Genomic DNA, 17763 nt, shown 5'->3' with positions numbered 1-17763 from the left:
AATGCGAGCCGATCCGACCAGAACGTCAGGCCGACGCAAGGCCGCCGCAGCCGCGGATCTTGATTGTGCGACGGCATTCCAAACGATCGCGCTCGACTGCGTCGCTGCCATCCGGGCTCATCACAGCAGCGCATGCGCCGGGGACGCCGAGGCCGTGCATCAGATCCGGGTCGCGATCACGCGGTTGCGAGCCGCCGTAGCGTTCTTCGCGCCGATCGTCATCGATGCGGAATGGCTGCGCCTGAAAAAGGAAATCGTCTGGCTGAATGGCCCGCTCGGCGCCGCCCGCGACACCGATGTCGTCCTGGAATATGCCCGCCGGAAGCGGTATCGTGCGTGGACGCAGCGCCTGATCGGCAAGCGCCTCGATCAGCAACAGATGCGCGATCACCGCCGCCTGGTGCGCTGCCTAGGTTCCGTCCGGACGCAACGCCTGTTGGCGGCGATGGCACGCTGGATCAGACAGGGACCGTGGCTGGAACGCTACCAGCGGAGCAACAGGGAAGCTCTGCAAGGCTATTGCGCGCGCGAACTCGCCCGCTGGCACCAACGGTTGGTCAGGAAGGGCCGGCGTTTGAAGACCTTGGGGGCGGCACCCCGTCACCGGCTGCGGATCAGGGCCAAGCGTTTCCGCTACATGCTGGAAGCGCTCGCAGAAATCGGAAGCCTGCGGGGGAGTGGCGACTGGTATCAGTTGCATCGGCTGGCAAAACAGATGCAACGCGCGTTGGGTGACCTCCGTGATCTCAAGCGCTTTGCCGATCTCGCCGATCGGTCGCTGCAGGCAAAGCACGCGAGACGAGACAAAAAGCGTCCGCCGGGCTATCGTGCTCGACGGGAAAAGCTGCTCAGCGCCGCCATGGCAGCCCATCGCGACCTCAAGCGTGCCGGGGCCTTTTGAGGTCGCGATTCGCCCGCGGCGGTGCCGGTCGTATCCGTTGATGTGCGTCAACTTCGGCCATCCTTCCATCGGTTACCTTTTTCGGCAGTAAACCGGGATGGGGGCCACGGGGCCAAAGGTCCCCGCGAACATCTGGGAGAATGGCGATGTTCAGAAATATTCTGGTTCATATTCCTTCCGAACGCCCGGTCAGGCCGGTCATTGATGTCGCGGTCGGACTGGCCATCGCGCGCCGCTCGCATCTCGATGCGATCGCCATCGGTTATGAATCGATGGGAGCCGCCGGAATGATCGTAGAAGGTGGCGGCGCCGCGGTAGCCGCTGTGATCGGGGCAGAGCAGGAGCGCGCCCGGGAAAGAGCGGCCGCGGCGATCGCCTTGTTCGAGATCGAAGCCAAGCTCGCCAAAATCGCCTATGGCACCAGGACACTGGCAGCGGTCCCTGCCGAAGCGGGGCACACCATGGGTGCGCTTGCGCGGCTATACGACATGACGATCCTGCTACAGCCGGACCCGTCGAAACCCAGCTACGACAACGAAATTCCGCAGCACATCCTGTTCAATTCGGGCGGGCCAATACTCATCGTTCCCTACATCCAAAAGGGGCCGCTCGACGCCCACCATGTCGGCATCGCCTGGGACGGCAGCCGTTTGGCGGCCCGCGCATTACGTGATGCCATGCCGTTTCTGATGGGCGCGAATGCCGTGACTGTGATTGCAATCAATGAAGAGGCGAGTGAAGCCTCCTCGGATCAGGTCGTCGCCCATCTTGGACGACGTGGCATTGCGGCGCGGGCTCAGCGGTTGACCACGGACCATAGCGGCGTTCAGGGAGCCATTTTGTCGATCGCGGCCGAAAGCAACATTGGCCTCCTGGTGATGGGCGGATACGGCCATTCGCGGCTGCAGGAGCGAATTCTGGGCGGCGTGACGCGCAAAATGTTCGACTGCATGACGGTACCGGTGCTGATGTCGCATTGATTCTGGGCCGGCAGGGATGTGACGTTTCATCTCGCCTGCCTTGCACCTTCTTGGCGGTAGCCATGGTCGCATTACGCCGGTTTGACGCACCTCAACGTTCGGCCCGACGCGGGTCAATATCGTGTCGGCCGCAATTCCAAGAAGCGGAGATTATCATGTCAGGATTATCTGAGCGGGCCGCTTCCCGTTCCTCTTTGGCCACTGCAGATGCGGAAGCGGAAGCCACGAAGCTGAATCAGGGCGCGCTGGAGTTCATGCTCGGCGCACAGAAGATGATGTTCGAGGAACTGGTATTTCTTGGCGACGAGATGCTAGAGCGAACGTGGACCGAGATGCATCTGTTCACGGAGTTCGTCGCCAAGATGGCTGGTGCGCATTCCGTTAAGGACATCAAGACGCTGTGCCAGGAATGCGGCCAGCATCAGCTCGATTTCTTCCGTCGCGACTCCGAACGGCTGTTCAGACATGGCGAGCGAATGATTGCGGCCATGTCGAACCTGATCAACGGCCGGTCCCTGAACTGATCGGTCAGTAGCATGCACGGGAAATCGCCCCAGCCGATGCCGGAAGCCGCCGTTTTGCCGCTTCGTCCCTGTGTCGCGCCTGAAGGTGAGGGCAGGCGCGGCAAACCGGCCGCGTCGGACGAAGCGCAGGTCTCACCGCCGGCGGAAGTGGCTGACGGAACCGAGACGTACCAGGCCGATCGTGCTCTGCACGCCATGTTGGCTCGCCTCAGTGGCGGCATTTCACCGGCCGCGCTGCTGCTGGCCTATGCGGACTGGCTCTTACATCTGACCTCGTCGCCGCAGCGGCAGATGGAGATCGGGCAGGACGCCCTGATCAACGCCAAACGACTCCTCGAAGCCACGCAGCGTTTCTTCGCTCCCGGACAAGGTCCGTGGTCGCTGATCAAGCCGCAGCCGCAGGACAAGCGGTTCGGCCGGCCGGAGTGGGAACAGCCCCCTTTCAATCTGATGGCGCAGGCTTTTCTGCTAGGCGAACAATGGTGGCATAACGCGACAACGGGTGTGCGCGGAGTCTCAAAGCAGAATGAGGCGATCGTCGAATTTTCGATCCGACAGATGCTGGACGTCATGTCACCTTCCAATTTCGCCATGACCAATCCGGAAGTGCTGCGAAGAACATTCGAGAGCGGCGGCAACAATTTTGTGCGCGGCTGGCGCAACTTCCGCGACGACTGGATGCTCCTGATGTCGGCGGGCCTTGGCCCTGTCCCGACCGGAGATTTCGTCGTCGGCGAAAACGTTGCCACCTCGCGGGGCAACGTCGTGTTCCGCAACGAGCTCATCGAGTTGATTCAATATTGCCCAACCACGGAGAAGGTTCATCCGGAGCCGATCCTGATCGTGCCGGCCTGGATCATGAAGTATTACATTCTCGATCTGTCGCCGCAGAACTCGCTGGTGAAGTATCTCACCGGCGAAGGCTTCACGGTTTTCATGATCTCGTGGCGCAACCCCGATGCCGCCGATCGCGACATCGCATTTGATGATTATCGGAAGTTCGGCGTTGAAGCCGCGCTTGATACGATCGGCAGCATTGTGCCGGATCATCAGGTGCATGCGCTGGGTTATTGCCTCGGCGGCACGCTTTTGTCGATCGCTGCCGCCACCATGGCGCGCGACGGCGACAACCGGCTGAAGTCGATCAGCCTGCTTGCCGCGCAAACCGATTTCACCGAGGCAGGTGAGCTGACGCTGTTCATCAACGAAAGCCAGGTCGCGTTCCTCGAAGACATGATGTGGGAGCGCGGCGTGCTCGATACCACGCAGATGGCGGGCGCGTTCCAATTGCTGCGCTCGAACGACCTGATCTGGTCGCGGCTCACCCGCGACTATCTGATGGGTGAGCGGGCGGTGCCGAGCGACCTGATGGCCTGGAATGCGGACGCGACCCGGCTGCCATACCGGATGCATTCGCAATACCTGCGCAAGCTGTTCCTCAACAACGACCTTGCCGGAGGACGATACCTCGTCGATGGCAAGCCGATCTCGCTGTCCGACATTCATACGCCGATGTTCGTGGTTGGCACCCTTCGCGATCACGTTGCACCGTGGCGGTCCGTCTACAAGATCCACTACCAGGTCGATGCCGACGTGACCTTTCTTCTCGCCAGCGGCGGCCACAACGCGGGGATTGTGGCGCCGCCCGGCGAACCCGGGCACACGTATCGCATCAAGACCAGGGCAGCGGAGACCAGCTATATCGGTCCCGATGAATGGCTGAATACGGTGCCGCAAGTTGAAGGATCGTGGTGGCCGGAATGGACGAAGTGGCTCGCCGCACGGTCCGGTGAACTGTCCGCGCCGCCGCGCATAGGTCGCGCCAACGCAACGAACTTGCCTGACGCGCCCGGCGACTACGTTCGTCACTGATAGCGACAAGCCCACCCAAACAAGCACATTTGTCATCAGGTAGAGAGCGTTCCGGATTACCCTGTCGCGCAAGCTCACATTGCGTTGAACATCTGCCCCGCTCACAGAAGGCCCACAACCGCCGGATATAAGCGAACGATGTCAACCTATCGTCTGAAAAATCTGCTTTCGCCGCATTCCGTCGCGCTGGTCGGAGCCAGTCCGCGCCATGGTTCGGTCGGCCGTGCCATTCTCAACAATATACGTAAAGCTCAATTCAAAGGTGAGTTCGGTCTCGTCAATCCGCGCTATCACGAAATCGACAGCGTCGCGACCGCCGACACCATCGCGGAACTGGCTTTCGTGCCGGAACTCGTTGTCCTCACGGCGCCGGCTCGCGCGATTGCGGGTCTGATTGATGAAGCAGGCCGCCGCGGCGCCGCAGGCGCGGTCATTGTGAGTGCCGGACTTGGCTACGGACCGGGTTCGCTGGCGGAGGCTGCGGAGCGAGCGGCACGAAAATACGGTATGCGGCTGATTGGTCCAAATTGCCTGGGCATCATGATGCCGGGCGTCAGCCTCAATGCGAGCTTTTCCGCTCATATGCCGGCCGCCGGACATCTGGCGCTGATCTCACAATCCGGCGCCATTGCCGCCGGCATGGTGGACTGGGCGGCGCAGCGCGCCGTCGGCTTTTCCGGCATTGTTTCGATCGGCGACCAACTCGATGTCGATATCGCCGATCTGCTCGACTATTTCGCGCTGGATGAAAAGACCCACGCCATCCTGCTTTATATCGAAGCGATCAAGGATGCCCGCAAGTTCATGTCGGCTGCGCGCGCCGCCGCCAGAGTTAAACCGGTCGTGGTCGTGAAGTCAGGGCGGATGGCGCAGGGTGCACGGGCGGCTGCGACCCATACCGGCGCGCTGGCGGGGGCCGATGCGGTGTACGACGCGGCGTTTCAGCGCGCGGGCATCCTGCGCGTATCTGACTTGCGTGAACTGTTTGACTGCGCCGAGACCCTGGGGCGGCTCAAATCGCCGCCAGGGAAGCGGCTTGCAATTCTGACCAATGGCGGCGGAATCGGTGTGCTTGCCGTCGACCGGCTCGTCGACCTCGGCGGCGTTCCCGCTTCCATTTCGCAAGCGGGCCGCGAGAAGCTGGATGCGGCGTTGCCGCCGACCTGGTCGAAATCGAACCCGGTCGATATCATCGGCGATGCCGATGCGGCACGCTATGCTGCAGCACTCGAGGCGTTGCTGGACGATCGCGAGAACGACGCGGTGCTTGTCATGAATGTTCAGACCGCGATCGCGCGCGCCGACGAGATCGCCGCGGCAGTAACGGAAGTGGTGCAAGGATATCGCGCCAGTCATCGTATGTCTCCGAAGCCCGTTCTCGCGGTTTGGGTCGGCGCGCAGCCGTCGATCGGCGACCTCTTGAGCGGCGCGGGTATTCCGAATTACCCGACCGAAGATGACGCAGTGCGCGGCTTCATGCATCTGGTCCGTCATCGCGAGGTGGTAGAGGCGCTGGCACAGGTTCCACCTGCGATGCCGAGCGAGTTCGCGCCCAATGTCGACGCGGCGCGACAGATCGTTGCTGCGGCGCTCGCCGACGGTCGCTCCTGGCTCGATCCGATCGAGGTCAAGCGGCTGCTCGATGCCTACGACATCGCCGCCGTGCCGACTTTCGCGGCCACTGATGCCGAAGAGGCGGTTAATCACGCGAATGCACTGTTCGCGAAGGGCTCGACCGTTGTTCTCAAGATCATGTCGCGCGACATCGTGCACAAATCTGATGTCGGTGGTGTCGTGCTCAATTTGACTAGCGCCGACGCGGTTCGCAAGGCCACCGCCGAGATTCTCGCGCGTGCAAGGTCGTTACGGCCAGAGGCGCGGATTTCAGGCGTGATGGTGCAGGCGATGGTGGTGCGGGCCAAGGCGCGCGAACTCATTCTCGGCCTCGCCGACGATCCGACTTTTGGAACCGTGGTCGTGTTCGGCCGCGGCGGAACGGCGGTCGAGATCATCAACGACAAGGCGCTGGCATTGCCTCCGCTTGACCTGCACCTGGCGCGCAGCCTGATCGAGCGCACCCGCGTCTCGCGGTTGTTGCGCGCCTATCGCGACGTACCGGCCGTGAAGCAAGACGCGGTTGCGATGGTTCTGATCAAGCTGGCACAGATGGCCGCTGACATCCCGGAAATCCGCGAGCTCGACATCAACCCGCTGCTGGCCGATGAGGCAGGCGTGCTCGCCGTCGACGCGCGCGTCGTGATCGGGCGCGCGGAGCGCAAGTTCCGTGGTTCAGGTCCGGCGAATTTCGCTGTCCGGCCTTATCCCTCGCAATGGCAGCGCCATATCGAGGTAAAGGACGGCTGGCGCGTGTTCGTTCGTCCGATCCGGCCCGAGGACGAGCCGCTGATCCATCAGATGCTGAAGCACGTCACGATGCAGGACCTGCGACTGCGGTTTTTCGCCCCGATGAAGGAATTCTCCCATGAGTTCATCGCCCGCCTGACACAGCTCGACTATGCCCGCGCGATGGCCTTTGTCGCGTTGGACGAAGCGACCAACGATCTGGTCGGCGTGGTGCGAATCCATTCGGACTCGATCTACGAGAGCGGTGAGTATGCGATCCTGTTGCGTTCGGACCTCAAGGGCAGGGGACTCGGTTGGGCCCTGATGCAGATGATCATCGAATATGCGAAGTCCGAGGGCTTGAAGGCCATTTCCGGCGATGTCCTGGCCGACAACTCGGTGATGCTGGCGATGTGCCGAGATCTTGGCTTCGAAGTGAAGTCGGACCCGCAGGAGCACGATATCTGCAACGTTCGGCTGGCTCTTTAGCCGTTGCTCGGCGGCAAGCGGCGCCGCCGATGGCGGCGCACGCGAGCGACGGTTGAGCGAACGCTGACCCGATTCGAACGCGAGAAGATGCTCATCATGGTCGCCGGCGGCGTCCGTCTTGTGGATGCAAACCGGGCTGCGGCATGACAATTCCGCGTAAATCGCGGCATGTTTGATCCAGCTCAAAATGCTGGTTGAGGCCCGCAGGCATGTTTTCTTCGTCAATAGGAGATCAGCCGCATGCCAACCGATTCCTTGCTCGTCACCATCTTCGCCGTCGCAATGATCGTGGTCTTTGCTGCTGCGCTGTTCTGGGCGGACATGCAGACGCGGCCGAAGCAACTGGCCAATCCGCCCGCCACCAAACGCCGCGCCTTCTGATCGAGTGGACTGAGCCCGCAAAACGCGGATAACCGGATGGCGCATCACCACTTGGCAGCCAGGGGACGCGCCGCTCGGCGCAACGCGGCGATTATCTGGGGGATTGCCGGATTGACGGTATGGCTGCTGATCGCCTCGCAGCTTGCATGGCCCTCGCTCAACTTCGATCTGCCGTGGACAAGCTCCGGCCGGCTACGGCCACTGCACACGTCGGCGGTGATCTTCGCCTTTGGCGGTAACGTGCTGGCTGAGCAACGCAACGAGCGCACCTTTGGCTCCCTGATCTGCTAGTGGGCGAGGGCAAGACAGTCAGCGACGTGCCGTGAACGACAAAAGTGCTGAGCTTCCGCTATCTGTGCAGGTGTCAGTCATGGACCTGGGGCACTAGCCAGGCAAACCCCAGGCGCACGGCCAGATACGCCACGCCGAGACCTGCCACAATCCAAAGCGCCACATCGACCATGATCTCTCTCCAAAGTTCACCCTAGTGAGCGGATTATTACCGATCGTCTGTTAACGAAATATTAGCCATGCCTGCGACCTAGGGCCGTGTCGCCGCTGCATACGTGGGTAAGAAAATCGCTTGATCTGTCACCGTTTGGCGGAAGGGGTGGGATTCGAACCCACGGTGCCCTTGCAGGCACGCCGGTTTTCAAGACCGGTGCCTTAAACCACTCGGCCACCCTTCCACGCCTGTATGATCAAGCGCTTAGCCGATGCGCAGGTGAAAATACAAGAGAAGAAATCCGAATTGTCGGAAAAGTGCCGGGCGTCGAAGGGGGCAAGCAGTGCCGTTGGCTCACCAAGCGCCCCGATCGATAATGCGCTCCGGCGCCGAGGTCGGAGCGGGTGGTATTTAGCCGAACGCCACCGCCAGCAGGCTCGAGCATAGAAGCAGGAGGCTGGCCGTCACCAGAGCAAGAAATCCGTTGGAGACAATGTCGTAGTTGCGCATGAGACACCTACCACACCAGATGCTCGTCCGAATTAATTAAAGCTTTCCGAATCCCTACTGAGCCAAATGTCCAAAGCCGGGCGGTCCCCCGACCGCCAGACGTTCAAAATTCAAGCCCTGTAACGATAGCCTTCAAATGCATGAGCAAGAAAAATGCCTGCGCTCACCAGGCCCATCACTGCTGTAACCGTCTCGATCATCGCACAAAATCCTTATGCGCCCCTGCACCCACAGAACGACTGCAGCCTTGCACAGTCAAAAAGATTCACAGGTGGAATCGTAGAACGGCCATGAGTGATGATTTGCTGCAACAGATTGTCTGAAAGCGGCACAGTCGTCCGCGTCTTTTGCCTGATATCGATAGTGCACGCACGTTGATCGACGGATACGCCGGCAACCATTCATTCACCACGCGAGACCACACCCCATTTCCGCCGTGTTCCGGTTGCGATATCTTCACCGAGTGATGCGGAGGTGGGCCGCATCGTGGGGTTCAGGCCGCAAGCTTCAACGTAGGCAGTTGGCCGCTGAAAATGGTAATTGGGGTGATGGGGATTCGACGGCCAAAAACGATCGTTCTGGCGGTTCGTGGGACTGTTGCCGTGGCAACATGCCTTATCCTCGCCAACTGCGCCTCGTCAGAAAAGTTCGCCAAGCGCATCGACCCCAAATATGGCGTCTCTTCCAGCCCCCGCGTCGTGGCGTTCGGGGAGCCGGTGCCGAAGGGCGGGGGAACCTACCGCGTCGGCAAGCCCTATACCGTGGCTGGCCGGATCTACGTGCCCGAGGAGGATCCGAACTACCGTGCTGAGGGAATGGCGTCCTGGTACGGCGATGACTTCCACGGCCGGCTGACCGCAAATGGCGAGGTCTTCGACATGGGCGCGCTGACGGCGGCCCATCCGACGCTGCCAATCCCGAGCTATGCCCGCGTCACCAATATCCGAAACGGCAAGTCGCTGATTGTGCGGGTCAACGACCGCGGCCCTTATCACGGTAACCGCCTCATCGACGTCTCGAATAAGGCCGCGGAACTCCTTGAATTCAAAGCAAATGGCGTCGCTAAGGTCCGGGTTGAGTATGTCGGCCGGGCACCGCTCGAAGGATCCGACGACCGCCAGCTGCTGGCGACACTCCGGACCGGCGAGCCCGCACCGTCGCCGTCCACGGTCCGGATTGCTTCGGCCCGTCCGTTTGTTCCCGATATGCCTTCGTCAGCAGCCCGAATCCGGGGCGAAGTTCCGCTGCCGGAGGGTAGACCCTACAGTCTCGGCAACACCTCAGCGGATTACGCCTCAATCAACGCGACTTCGGAAATGTCGGCTTCCAGCCGCGCGCGGGGCCGAACCACGCAAAATCCGCGTGCCGTGTCCTACGAGAACGAGGCCGATTACGCGACTCCCAGCCGAGTTTACCTCCCGATCGATCCTCGGGGCCCCAGCGAGATTCTCAACGGCCGCGGGCTGTACTAACCCTTCAGGAAGGCGATCAGGGCGGCATTGACCTCATCGGGCCGCTCCTGCTGAATCCAGTGGCCAGCGCCGTCCAAAATGAGCTTCTGCCGCAGATTCGGCAGCACGCGCTCCATCTCCTTGACCTGCTTGGCGCCGATGATGCCGGTAATGACGCCATCCCTCGATCCGGCGATGAACAGGGAGGGCTGGTGGATTTGCGCGCCCTGCCATGGCGCGGTCAGCTCCCAATTACGGTCGATGTTGCGGTACCAGTTGAGCCCGCCGCGGAAGCCGGACTTCTGGTAGATGGCGGTGAAATAGGCGATGTCGGCCTCGGTCAGCCAGGCCGGCAACGGTCGATTCGCATCGGCGCCGCCGAGGAATCCCTTGCCCTCCTGGACGAATTGATGGGCCGCTGGATCGGCAAGCCCGCGCCCGCCGAGCACGATTCGCATTGTGGCGGCGACGTCGCGCTCAAACTCGGCTTCGGCCTCGCCAGGGGTCTGAAAATACTGCCAGTAGAAATTGGTGATGCCGTTCTGCCGCAAGGTTTCGAGCGGAAAACCGCGGCCGCGGGAAGGCGGCGGGACGCTTAGGCCCGCAACTTTGATGAAGATGTCGGGGCGGAACAAGGCCGCGTGCCAGGCGACCGGCGCGCCCCAGTCATGGCCGACAATGACAGCTTGCTTTTCGCCGAGCGCCGTCACAAGCGCGACCATGTCGCCGACATTGTGGAAGAGGGTGTAGGCGCCAACGTCCGCCGGCGCGCTGGTCCGTCCGAACCCGCGCATGTCAGGCGCGACCACGTGAAAACCGGCTTGCGCGATGGCGGGGATCTGGTGCCGCCAGGAATAGGATAGTTCGGGCCAGCCGTGGCAGAGCAGCACCAGCGGACCCTGGCCCTCCTCGACGATAAAGAAGTCCAGCCCATTGGCGGGAATAGTGCGTGAGGATGGCATCGCGTTTCCGCCCTGTTTTTCGTATCCTGTGGGGAAGTTGCAGCATCGCCACGATACGTTCCTTGATCCGGTGCCGCAATCCGATCGACACGGCGACACGTCCAAAAAACCCGTGTTGTTTGCGATACTTCCAACTGTTAGAAGGCGCGGATTCAGGACATTGCCGATGGCAGCAGAGATTTCCGTTCCCCGCAAATCCCGCGCCGCGGACCTCATCCCGTGGCGCGGACTGACGGCCGCTGTGCTCGCGGTCGCAGTCGGCTGGGGCGGGATCGTCTACGCCGCCAATAACAGCGTGCAGGGCGCCAAGAAGGAGGATGGCGGCTTCGATGGCGACGCGCCGACCGCGATCTTGATCGAAGCCTCCAGCGGCAGCGTGCTGTTCGAGAAGAACGCCGACGAATTGCGCGCGCCGTCTAGCATGATGAAGCTGATGACGGTCGAGGTGGTGTTCAACGCCATCAAGGAAGGCAAGGTCAAGCTGACCGACGAATACCGGATCAGCGAGAACGCCTGGCGCAAGGGCGGCGCGCCGGCCGGCGGCTCCACCATGTTCGCCATTCTCAACAGCAAGGTATCGGTGGACGACCTGTTGAAGGGCGCCATCATCCAGAGCGGCAATGATTCCTGCATTGCGCTCGCCGAAGGTATGGCCGGCAATGAGCGGATCTTTGCCGCCGACTTCATGACCAAGCGCGCTCGCGAACTGGGCCTGACGAAGTCGACCTTCGGCAATTCGAGCGGCTTGCCCGACCCCGCCAACAAGATGACGGTTCGGGAGCTGGCCAAGCTCTCGCGTCATCTCATCCTGACGTATCCCGACATGTACAGATTGTTCGGCGAGCGGGAGTTCACTTGGAACAAGATCCGGCAGCAGAACCGCAATCCGCTGCTGAACACGCTCAACGGCGCCGACGGGCTGAAGACCGGCTTCACCAAGGAGGGCGGCTACGGCATGGTCGGCTCGGCCGTGCAGAACGACACGCGGTTGATCGTCGTGATCAACGGGCTCGAAGATCCCGACGATCGCGCCTCCGAGGCCAAGAAGATGCTGGAATGGGGTTTCCGCAATTTCGAGACGCGTACGCTGTTCGCGGCCGACCAGCCTGTCGGCTATGCAAAAGTGTTTGGCGGTGAAAGCCGCTCGGTGAAGCTTGCCAGCCCCGTGCCGATCAAGGTGATGGTGCCGAAGAGCGGCAACGAGAAACTGATTGCGCGGATCGTCTATAACGGTCCGGTGCGAGCGCCGGTGCAGGCTGGCCAGCCGGTTGGCGTCGTCAGGGTGTGGCGCGGCACCCATATTGCGGGGGAGACGCCGGTTTATGCCGCTGAAGCGATCGGCACCGGCTCGACCATGCGCCGCGCGCTGGACGGAGCTAGCGAACTCGTCATCGGCGTGTTCCGCGCGGGTGCAGAGAAGCTCTGAACATGAACCACGCAGCGCTGCAACGGCCTTCCGGACGCGGGAAGTTCATTACCTTTGAAGGCGGCGAGGGCTCCGGCAAGTCCACGCAGATCAAGAAGCTCGCCGAGCGTCTTGCGGCGGCAAAGCTGCGCGTCATCGTCACCCGCGAGCCCGGTGGATCGCCGGGCGCGGAGATCATGCGTCATCTCGTGCTGTCGGGAATGGGCAAATTGCTTGGGCCGGAGGCGGAGACGCTGCTGTTCGCGGCCGCCCGCGACGATCACGTCCGTACGGTGATCCAGCCCGCGCTCAGCCAGGGAACGTGGGTGCTGTGCGACCGCTTCTCGGATTCGACCCGGGCCTATCAGGGCAGCCTGGGGCAGGTATCGCCGAGCGTGCTCAACGCCATGCAGCGCGTCACCATCGGCGACCTCAAACCGGACCTGACCATCATCCTGGACATCCCCGTGGAGGTGGGGCTGCAGCGGGCCGCAGCTCGCCGCGGCAGCGGCGCGCCCGATCGCTTCGAGGCGGAAGATCTGCAGTTTCATCAGCACCTGCGCGATGCGTATCGGCAGATCGCCACTGAGGATCCGCAGCGCTGTGTGCTGATCGATGCCAATGCCGATGCGGACACGGTCGCCGCCCGCGTCTGGACCGCGCTACGCGAGCACCTGTTCGCGCTGCCCACCCCGGCGGGGACGGCATGAGTGCACGCAAGACCGAGCAGGAGGTTGCGGTCAGGCATCCTCGCGATACGGCCGATCTGTTCGGCCACAGCGATGCGGAGACGGCACTGCTCAATGCCTATCGCAGCGGGCGCATTCCGCATGCCTGGCTGATCGGCGGCCCGCAAGGCATCGGCAAGGCGACACTCGCCTATCGCATGGCCCGTTTCGTGCTCGCCAATGCCAGGCCGGAATCGCCTGCGGTGCAGGGTGCCGAGACGCTTGCGATCGATGCGGACAATCCCGTCGCGCGCCAGATCACTGCCGGCGCGCATGGCGGACTGCTCGTCCTGGAGCGCGGTCTCAACGATCGCGGCGTGATGCGAACCGTGATCACCGTCGACGACACGCGGGAGACGATTTCGTTCTTCGGCTCAACCGCGGCGGTGGACGGCTGGCGTGTCTGCATTGTCGATACCGTCGACGAGCTCAATCCGAACGCCGCCAATGCGCTGCTCAAGATCCTCGAGGAGCCGCCGCTACGATCGTTGTTCCTTCTCGTCAGCCATTCACCGGCACGGGCCTTGCCGACGATCCTGTCCCGCTGCCGCAAGCTACCGCTGAGGCCGCTCGCAACCGACGACGTCATTCGCGCGGCGGCGCGGGCCGCTGATATTGCAGCCGACGATCCGGCACTCTCGGAAGCCGCCTACGCCGCCGAGGGGAGCGTGTCCCGCGCGCTGACGCTGCTCGGCGGCGACGCACTGAAGCTGCAGCAGCGAACTGCGGCGCTGCTGGCGAGGTTGCCGCAGGTCGACCCCCGCGAGCTGCACGCGCTCGGCGATGCGCTCGGCACCAGTGACCGGGTGGCGCTGGCTGCTTTCATCGACGGCATCGATCGCTGGATCGGTGAAAAGCTGCGCGCTGGGGACGCCAACGCGAACCTGCCCCGCCTTGCACGGTTGGCGGAGGTATGGGAAAAGATCATCAGCGCCGCGCGCGACACCGAAGCCTACAATCTGGAGCGAAAACCGCTGGTTTTCTCGGTGTTCGGAATGCTCGCGGAAGCAACGCGGTAACGCTCCGTCCGACAACAATCCCGACAATTTTCGACATATAAAGGAATCCATGGTGGCGAAGGCTGGAAAGAAAGCTTCGAAAAAGCGCAAGGCGAAGAAGGTTCGCAAATCGCCACCCGTGCGCGCCGGCAAGAAAGCTGCTGCGAAAAAGCGAGCGACCAAAAGTAGCGCGACCAAGAGCAAGCGCGGCGCGAAGAAGGGTGGCAAGGCCTCGAAGAAGTCTGCCAGCAAGGTCGCGAAAAAAGCACCGAAGAATGCAGCGAAGAAGGTCACAAAGAAAGCGGCCAAGCCATCTGCCAATGAGGCATCTTTCAGTAAGACACCTGCCGACACGGCACCTGCCGGGAAATCGGCGGAAAAGCCGGCAGAGAAAGCCGCATCAAAGAAACGTGCCGTAGCGCTCGAAGCAAATCCTGAGGTGCAGGCGACGCCCGCGGCAGAAACTCCGAAGGCAGCTCCACCGAGCACAGCGCCAGCTCCCGCGGCTGCGCCGGCAGTTGCTGCCGAGCGCAACACCTATTTCATTACCACCGCGATCGCCTATCCGAACGGCATCCCGCATATCGGCCATGCCTATGAGGCGATCGCGACCGACGCGCTGGCGCGGTTTCAGCGGCTCAACGGCAAGGACGTGTTTTTCTTAACCGGCACCGACGAGCACGGCCTGAAGATGGTGCAGACCGCTGATGCTGAAGGAATGAGCGTCGCTGATCTAGCTGCGCGCAATGCCGGCCGTTTCAAGGAGATGGACGAGCGTCTCAACGTGTCGTTCGACCGCTTCATCCGCACCACGGAGCCTGACCACCATCGTTCGGTTCAGGTGGTCTGGAATCGGATGCAGGAGAACGGCGACATCTACATCGATACCTATTCCGGCTGGTATTCGGTGCGCGACGAGGCCTATTACGCCGAGGAGGAAACCGTCCTCGGCGAGGACAATGTGCGCCGGGGCCCGCAGGGCACGCCGGTCGAGTGGGTCGAGGAGAAGAGCTATTTCTTCCGCCTGTCGGCCTATCAGGACCGCCTGCTGGAGCTTTACGAGAGCCAGCCGAATTTCATCGGGCCGGATTCGCGCCGCAACGAAGTTATCAGTTTCGTCAAAAGCGGGCTGAAGGATCTGTCAATCTCGCGCACGACGTTCGACTGGGGCGTCAAGGTGCCCAACGATCCCGAGCACGTGATGTATGTCTGGGTCGATGCCCTGACCAACTACATCACCGGCGTCGGTTTCCCCGACGAAAACAATCCGAACTGGCGCTACTGGCCGGCGGACGTGCACATCATCGGCAAGGATATCATTCGCTTCCACGCGGTGTACTGGCCGGCGTTCCTGATGTCGGCGGGCATCCCTGTGCAGAAGCGCGTCTATGCGCACGGCTTCCTGTTCAACAGGGGCGAGAAGATGTCGAAATCTGTCGGCAATGTCGTCGACCCCTTCAATCTGGCCGATCAATATGGCGTCGACCAGATGCGGTACTTCTTCCTGCGCGAGGTGCCGTTCGGACAGGATGGCAGCTATAACCACGAAGCCATTGTCGCGCGCATCAACGCCGACCTCGCCAATGATCTCGGTAATCTGGCGCAACGCTCGCTATCGATGATCGCCAAGCAGCTTGGCGGCGTGCTGCCGGAGCCCGGCGAGTTCTCCGACAACGACAAGGCAATCCTCGCGCAGGCGGACGGCATGCTGGAGATCTCGCGTACCGCGATGGAGACGCAGCAGATCCATCAATGGCTGAATGCCGTGTGGGCCGTGGTCGCTGAAGCCAACCGCTATTTCGCCGGCGAGGCGCCTTGGGCGTTGGCCAAGACCGATCCTGCGCGGCAGAAGACCGTGCTGTACGTCACCGCCGAAGTGGTGCGTCAGGTCGCCATCCTGACGCAACCGGCTATGCCGGACGCCTCAAGCAAGCTACTCGACAGTCTCGGCATTTCCGATGAGAAGGAAGCGCGCAACTTCGCGGCGATCGCCACGCGAATCAAGCCCGGCACGACGCTGCCGCCGCCGGTCGGGGTATTTCCGCGCTATGTCGAACCAAAGGCCGATTGAGCCGTTTGCAAGCCATGCTCGTCGACAGTCACTGCCATCTCGACTTTCCTGATTTTGCCGAGGATCTCGACGGCATCGTCGCGCGCGCCGAGACGGCTGGTATCGGCCGTATCGTCACGATCTCGACCCGGGTCAGGCGGCTCGGCGGTCTGCTTGCCATCGTCGAGCGGTTTCCCAACGTCTATTGCTCGGTTGGCACCCATCCACATCATGCCGATGAGGAAGATGGCATCCCCGCGAGCGAGCTGATCGAGCTGACGAAGCATCCGAAGGTGGTAGCGCTCGGCGAGGCGGGGCTCGACTATTTCTACCAGCACGGCTCGCGCGAGGCGCAGGAGCGTGGCTTTCGTGCGCATATCGCGGCGGCGCGCGAAACCGGCCTACCGCTCGTGATCCATACCCGCGAGGCGGATGACGATTGCCGTCGCATCCTCGAGGACGAGGTAGCAAAAGGGCCGTTCCGCGCGGTGCTGCATTGCTACACCGGCGGGCGCGAACTGGCGATGAAGGCGATCGATTTGGGTCTGTCGATCTCGTTCACGGGCATTTTGACCTTCAAGAAGTCCGAGGCGCTGCGCGAACTCGCCGCTGAACTCCCTGCCGACCGCATCATGGTCGAGACCGACGCGCCGTATCTGGCGCCAGGCAAGTTTCGCGGCAAGCGCAACGAGCCATCCTACGTGGTCGAAGTCGCAAAAGTTCTGGCGGAAACGCGCGGCGTTTCGTTCGAAGAGATAGCGCGGCAAACCACTGAAAACTTCTTCCGCCTGTTCTCAAAAGTGCCGGCGCCGAAGGTTGCGGCATGACGGTGACGCTGACGATTCTCGGCTGCGGCTCCTCGGCCGGCGTGCCGCGCCCGGCGCTCGGCTGGGGCGCCTGCGATCCCAAAAATCCCAAGAACCGCCGCCGTCGCTGCTCGTTGCTGGTCGAACGCAATGGCGCGCATGGCACCACGCGGATCGTGATCGATACCTCGCCCGATCTACGCGAACAGTTGATCGACGCCGAGGTCGATCACATCGACGCGGTGTACCTGACGCATGAGCACGCCGACCAGACCCACGGCATCGATGATCTCCGTTCGGTCGTGCTGCACCAGCGCCGGCGCATTCCGGTCTACTTCAACCAGTCGACCGCCAAGGACATCATGGCGCGGTTCTCTTATTGCTTCATCTCGCCGGAAGGCAGCGACTACCCGCCGATCCTGACGCGCCATTCGATCGAGGCGGGCGAGAGTCATGTAACAGAAGGGAAGGGCGGCCCGGTGAGGCTATCCGCCTTCCTGGTTCACCACGGCAAGATACCCGCGCTTGGCTTCCGCATTGGAAACGCCGCCTACACGCCCGACCTCCACGACATTCCCGAGGAGAGCTGGCCGGCGCTGGAAAATCTCGACCTCTGGATCGTCGACGGGCTGCGCTATGCCGGTCACCCCAGCCATTTCAGCGTCAACGACGCGCTTAGCTGGATCGAGCGCTTCAAGCCGAAGCGCGCCGTTATCACCAACATGCACTCCGACCTCGACTACGAGGTGCTGCGGCAGAGTCTGCCGGCAGGGGTGATCCCGGCCTATGACGGGATGCGGCTGGAGCTCGGTTAGGGTCCGCAGCGCGGAATCCCTGCCGCCGCACATTGTCGACTAAAAGACACCCCGGTGGGGCCTTTCACCGGGCCACATACCGGCCTATGAGAGGATCAAGCTG

At 62.3% G+C, this 17763-nt stretch carries 15 protein-coding genes and 1 tRNA gene; 14 read left to right on the top strand and 2 right to left on the bottom strand.

Annotation, left to right across the window (positions count from 1 at the left end; translation table 11 throughout):
- Position 1 precedes the first annotated feature (1 nt).
- The 7 genes from J6524_RS02920 (at position 2) to J6524_RS02890 (ending at position 7781) form a co-directional block, all read left to right on the top strand.
- A complete protein-coding gene (locus J6524_RS02920; protein ID WP_225668806.1) occupies positions 2-901 on the top strand; it encodes a CHAD domain-containing protein in 900 nt (299 codons plus the stop codon).
- Positions 902-1047: 146 nt separating this feature from the next.
- Complete coding sequence (locus tag J6524_RS02915) at positions 1048-1881, top strand: universal stress protein (protein ID WP_225668805.1); 834 nt, start codon at positions 1048-1050, stop codon at positions 1879-1881.
- A 155-nt stretch (positions 1882-2036) separates the two neighbouring features.
- The gene (locus tag J6524_RS02910; RefSeq protein WP_225668803.1) at positions 2037-2405 is read left to right on the top strand and encodes a hypothetical protein; all 369 of its coding nucleotides are present in this window, start codon (positions 2037-2039) and stop codon (positions 2403-2405) included.
- A gap of 12 nt (positions 2406-2417) precedes the next feature.
- Entirely contained in the window at positions 2418-4277 is a 1860-nt protein-coding gene (locus J6524_RS02905; protein ID WP_225668801.1) for a PHA/PHB synthase family protein, read from the top strand.
- Between the two features lie 138 nt (positions 4278-4415).
- Positions 4416-7109: a bifunctional acetate--CoA ligase family protein/GNAT family N-acetyltransferase gene (locus J6524_RS02900; protein ID WP_225668799.1), complete on the top strand. Its 2694-nt coding sequence runs from the start codon at positions 4416-4418 to the stop codon at positions 7107-7109.
- A gap of 240 nt (positions 7110-7349) precedes the next feature.
- Positions 7350-7490, top strand: a complete 141-nt coding sequence (locus J6524_RS02895; protein ID WP_225668798.1) for a hypothetical protein — start codon at positions 7350-7352, stop codon at positions 7488-7490.
- Between the two features lie 36 nt (positions 7491-7526).
- On the top strand, positions 7527-7781 hold the full coding sequence (locus J6524_RS02890) for a hypothetical protein (protein ID WP_225669335.1): 255 nt from the start codon (positions 7527-7529) through the stop codon (positions 7779-7781).
- A gap of 308 nt (positions 7782-8089) precedes the next feature.
- Here the strand turns inward: J6524_RS02890 and J6524_RS02885 are convergent.
- Positions 8090-8179, bottom strand: a tRNA-Ser gene (locus J6524_RS02885).
- Between the two features lie 814 nt (positions 8180-8993).
- On the opposite strand from J6524_RS02885, the gene J6524_RS02880 reads away from it, so the two are divergent.
- Positions 8994-9917: a septal ring lytic transglycosylase RlpA family protein gene (locus J6524_RS02880; RefSeq protein WP_225668796.1), complete on the top strand. Its 924-nt coding sequence runs from the start codon at positions 8994-8996 to the stop codon at positions 9915-9917.
- Here the strand turns inward: J6524_RS02880 and J6524_RS02875 are convergent.
- Positions 9914-10858, bottom strand: a complete 945-nt coding sequence (locus tag J6524_RS02875; RefSeq protein WP_225668794.1) for an alpha/beta fold hydrolase — start codon at positions 10856-10858, stop codon at positions 9914-9916. The genes J6524_RS02880 and J6524_RS02875 overlap by 4 nt on opposite strands.
- Positions 10859-11024: 166 nt before the next feature.
- Between J6524_RS02875 and J6524_RS02870 the strand changes: the two genes are divergently transcribed.
- The 6 genes from J6524_RS02870 to J6524_RS02845 are packed head-to-tail and all read left to right on the top strand — an operon-like array spanning position 11025 to position 17660.
- Positions 11025-12284 (top strand): D-alanyl-D-alanine carboxypeptidase family protein, encoded by a 1260-nt coding sequence (locus J6524_RS02870; RefSeq protein ID WP_225668792.1) that lies wholly within the window; start codon positions 11025-11027, stop codon positions 12282-12284.
- A gap of 2 nt (positions 12285-12286) precedes the next feature.
- A complete protein-coding gene (gene tmk / locus J6524_RS02865; RefSeq protein WP_225668791.1) occupies positions 12287-12973 on the top strand; it encodes a dTMP kinase in 687 nt (228 codons plus the stop codon).
- A complete protein-coding gene (locus tag J6524_RS02860) occupies positions 12970-14010 on the top strand; it encodes a DNA polymerase III subunit delta' (RefSeq protein ID WP_225668789.1) in 1041 nt (346 codons plus the stop codon). Before tmk ends, J6524_RS02860 begins: the two co-directional genes overlap by 4 nt.
- Before the next feature lie 49 nt (positions 14011-14059).
- Positions 14060-16060, top strand: coding sequence for a methionine--tRNA ligase (gene metG / locus J6524_RS02855; protein WP_225668787.1), 2001 nt, complete (start codon positions 14060-14062; stop codon positions 16058-16060).
- A 14-nt stretch (positions 16061-16074) separates the two neighbouring features.
- A complete protein-coding gene (locus J6524_RS02850; RefSeq protein WP_225668786.1) occupies positions 16075-16866 on the top strand; it encodes a TatD family hydrolase in 792 nt (263 codons plus the stop codon).
- Positions 16863-17660: an MBL fold metallo-hydrolase gene (locus J6524_RS02845; protein WP_225668785.1), complete on the top strand. Its 798-nt coding sequence runs from the start codon at positions 16863-16865 to the stop codon at positions 17658-17660. The genes J6524_RS02850 and J6524_RS02845 overlap by 4 nt, the downstream gene beginning before the upstream one ends.
- Positions 17661-17763 lie beyond the last annotated feature (103 nt).

It is taken from the genome of Bradyrhizobium hereditatis (assembly GCF_020329435.1).
GTDB lineage: Bacteria > Pseudomonadota > Alphaproteobacteria > Rhizobiales > Xanthobacteraceae > Bradyrhizobium > Bradyrhizobium hereditatis.
This window is presented reverse-complemented; position numbering and strand designations above follow the sequence as displayed.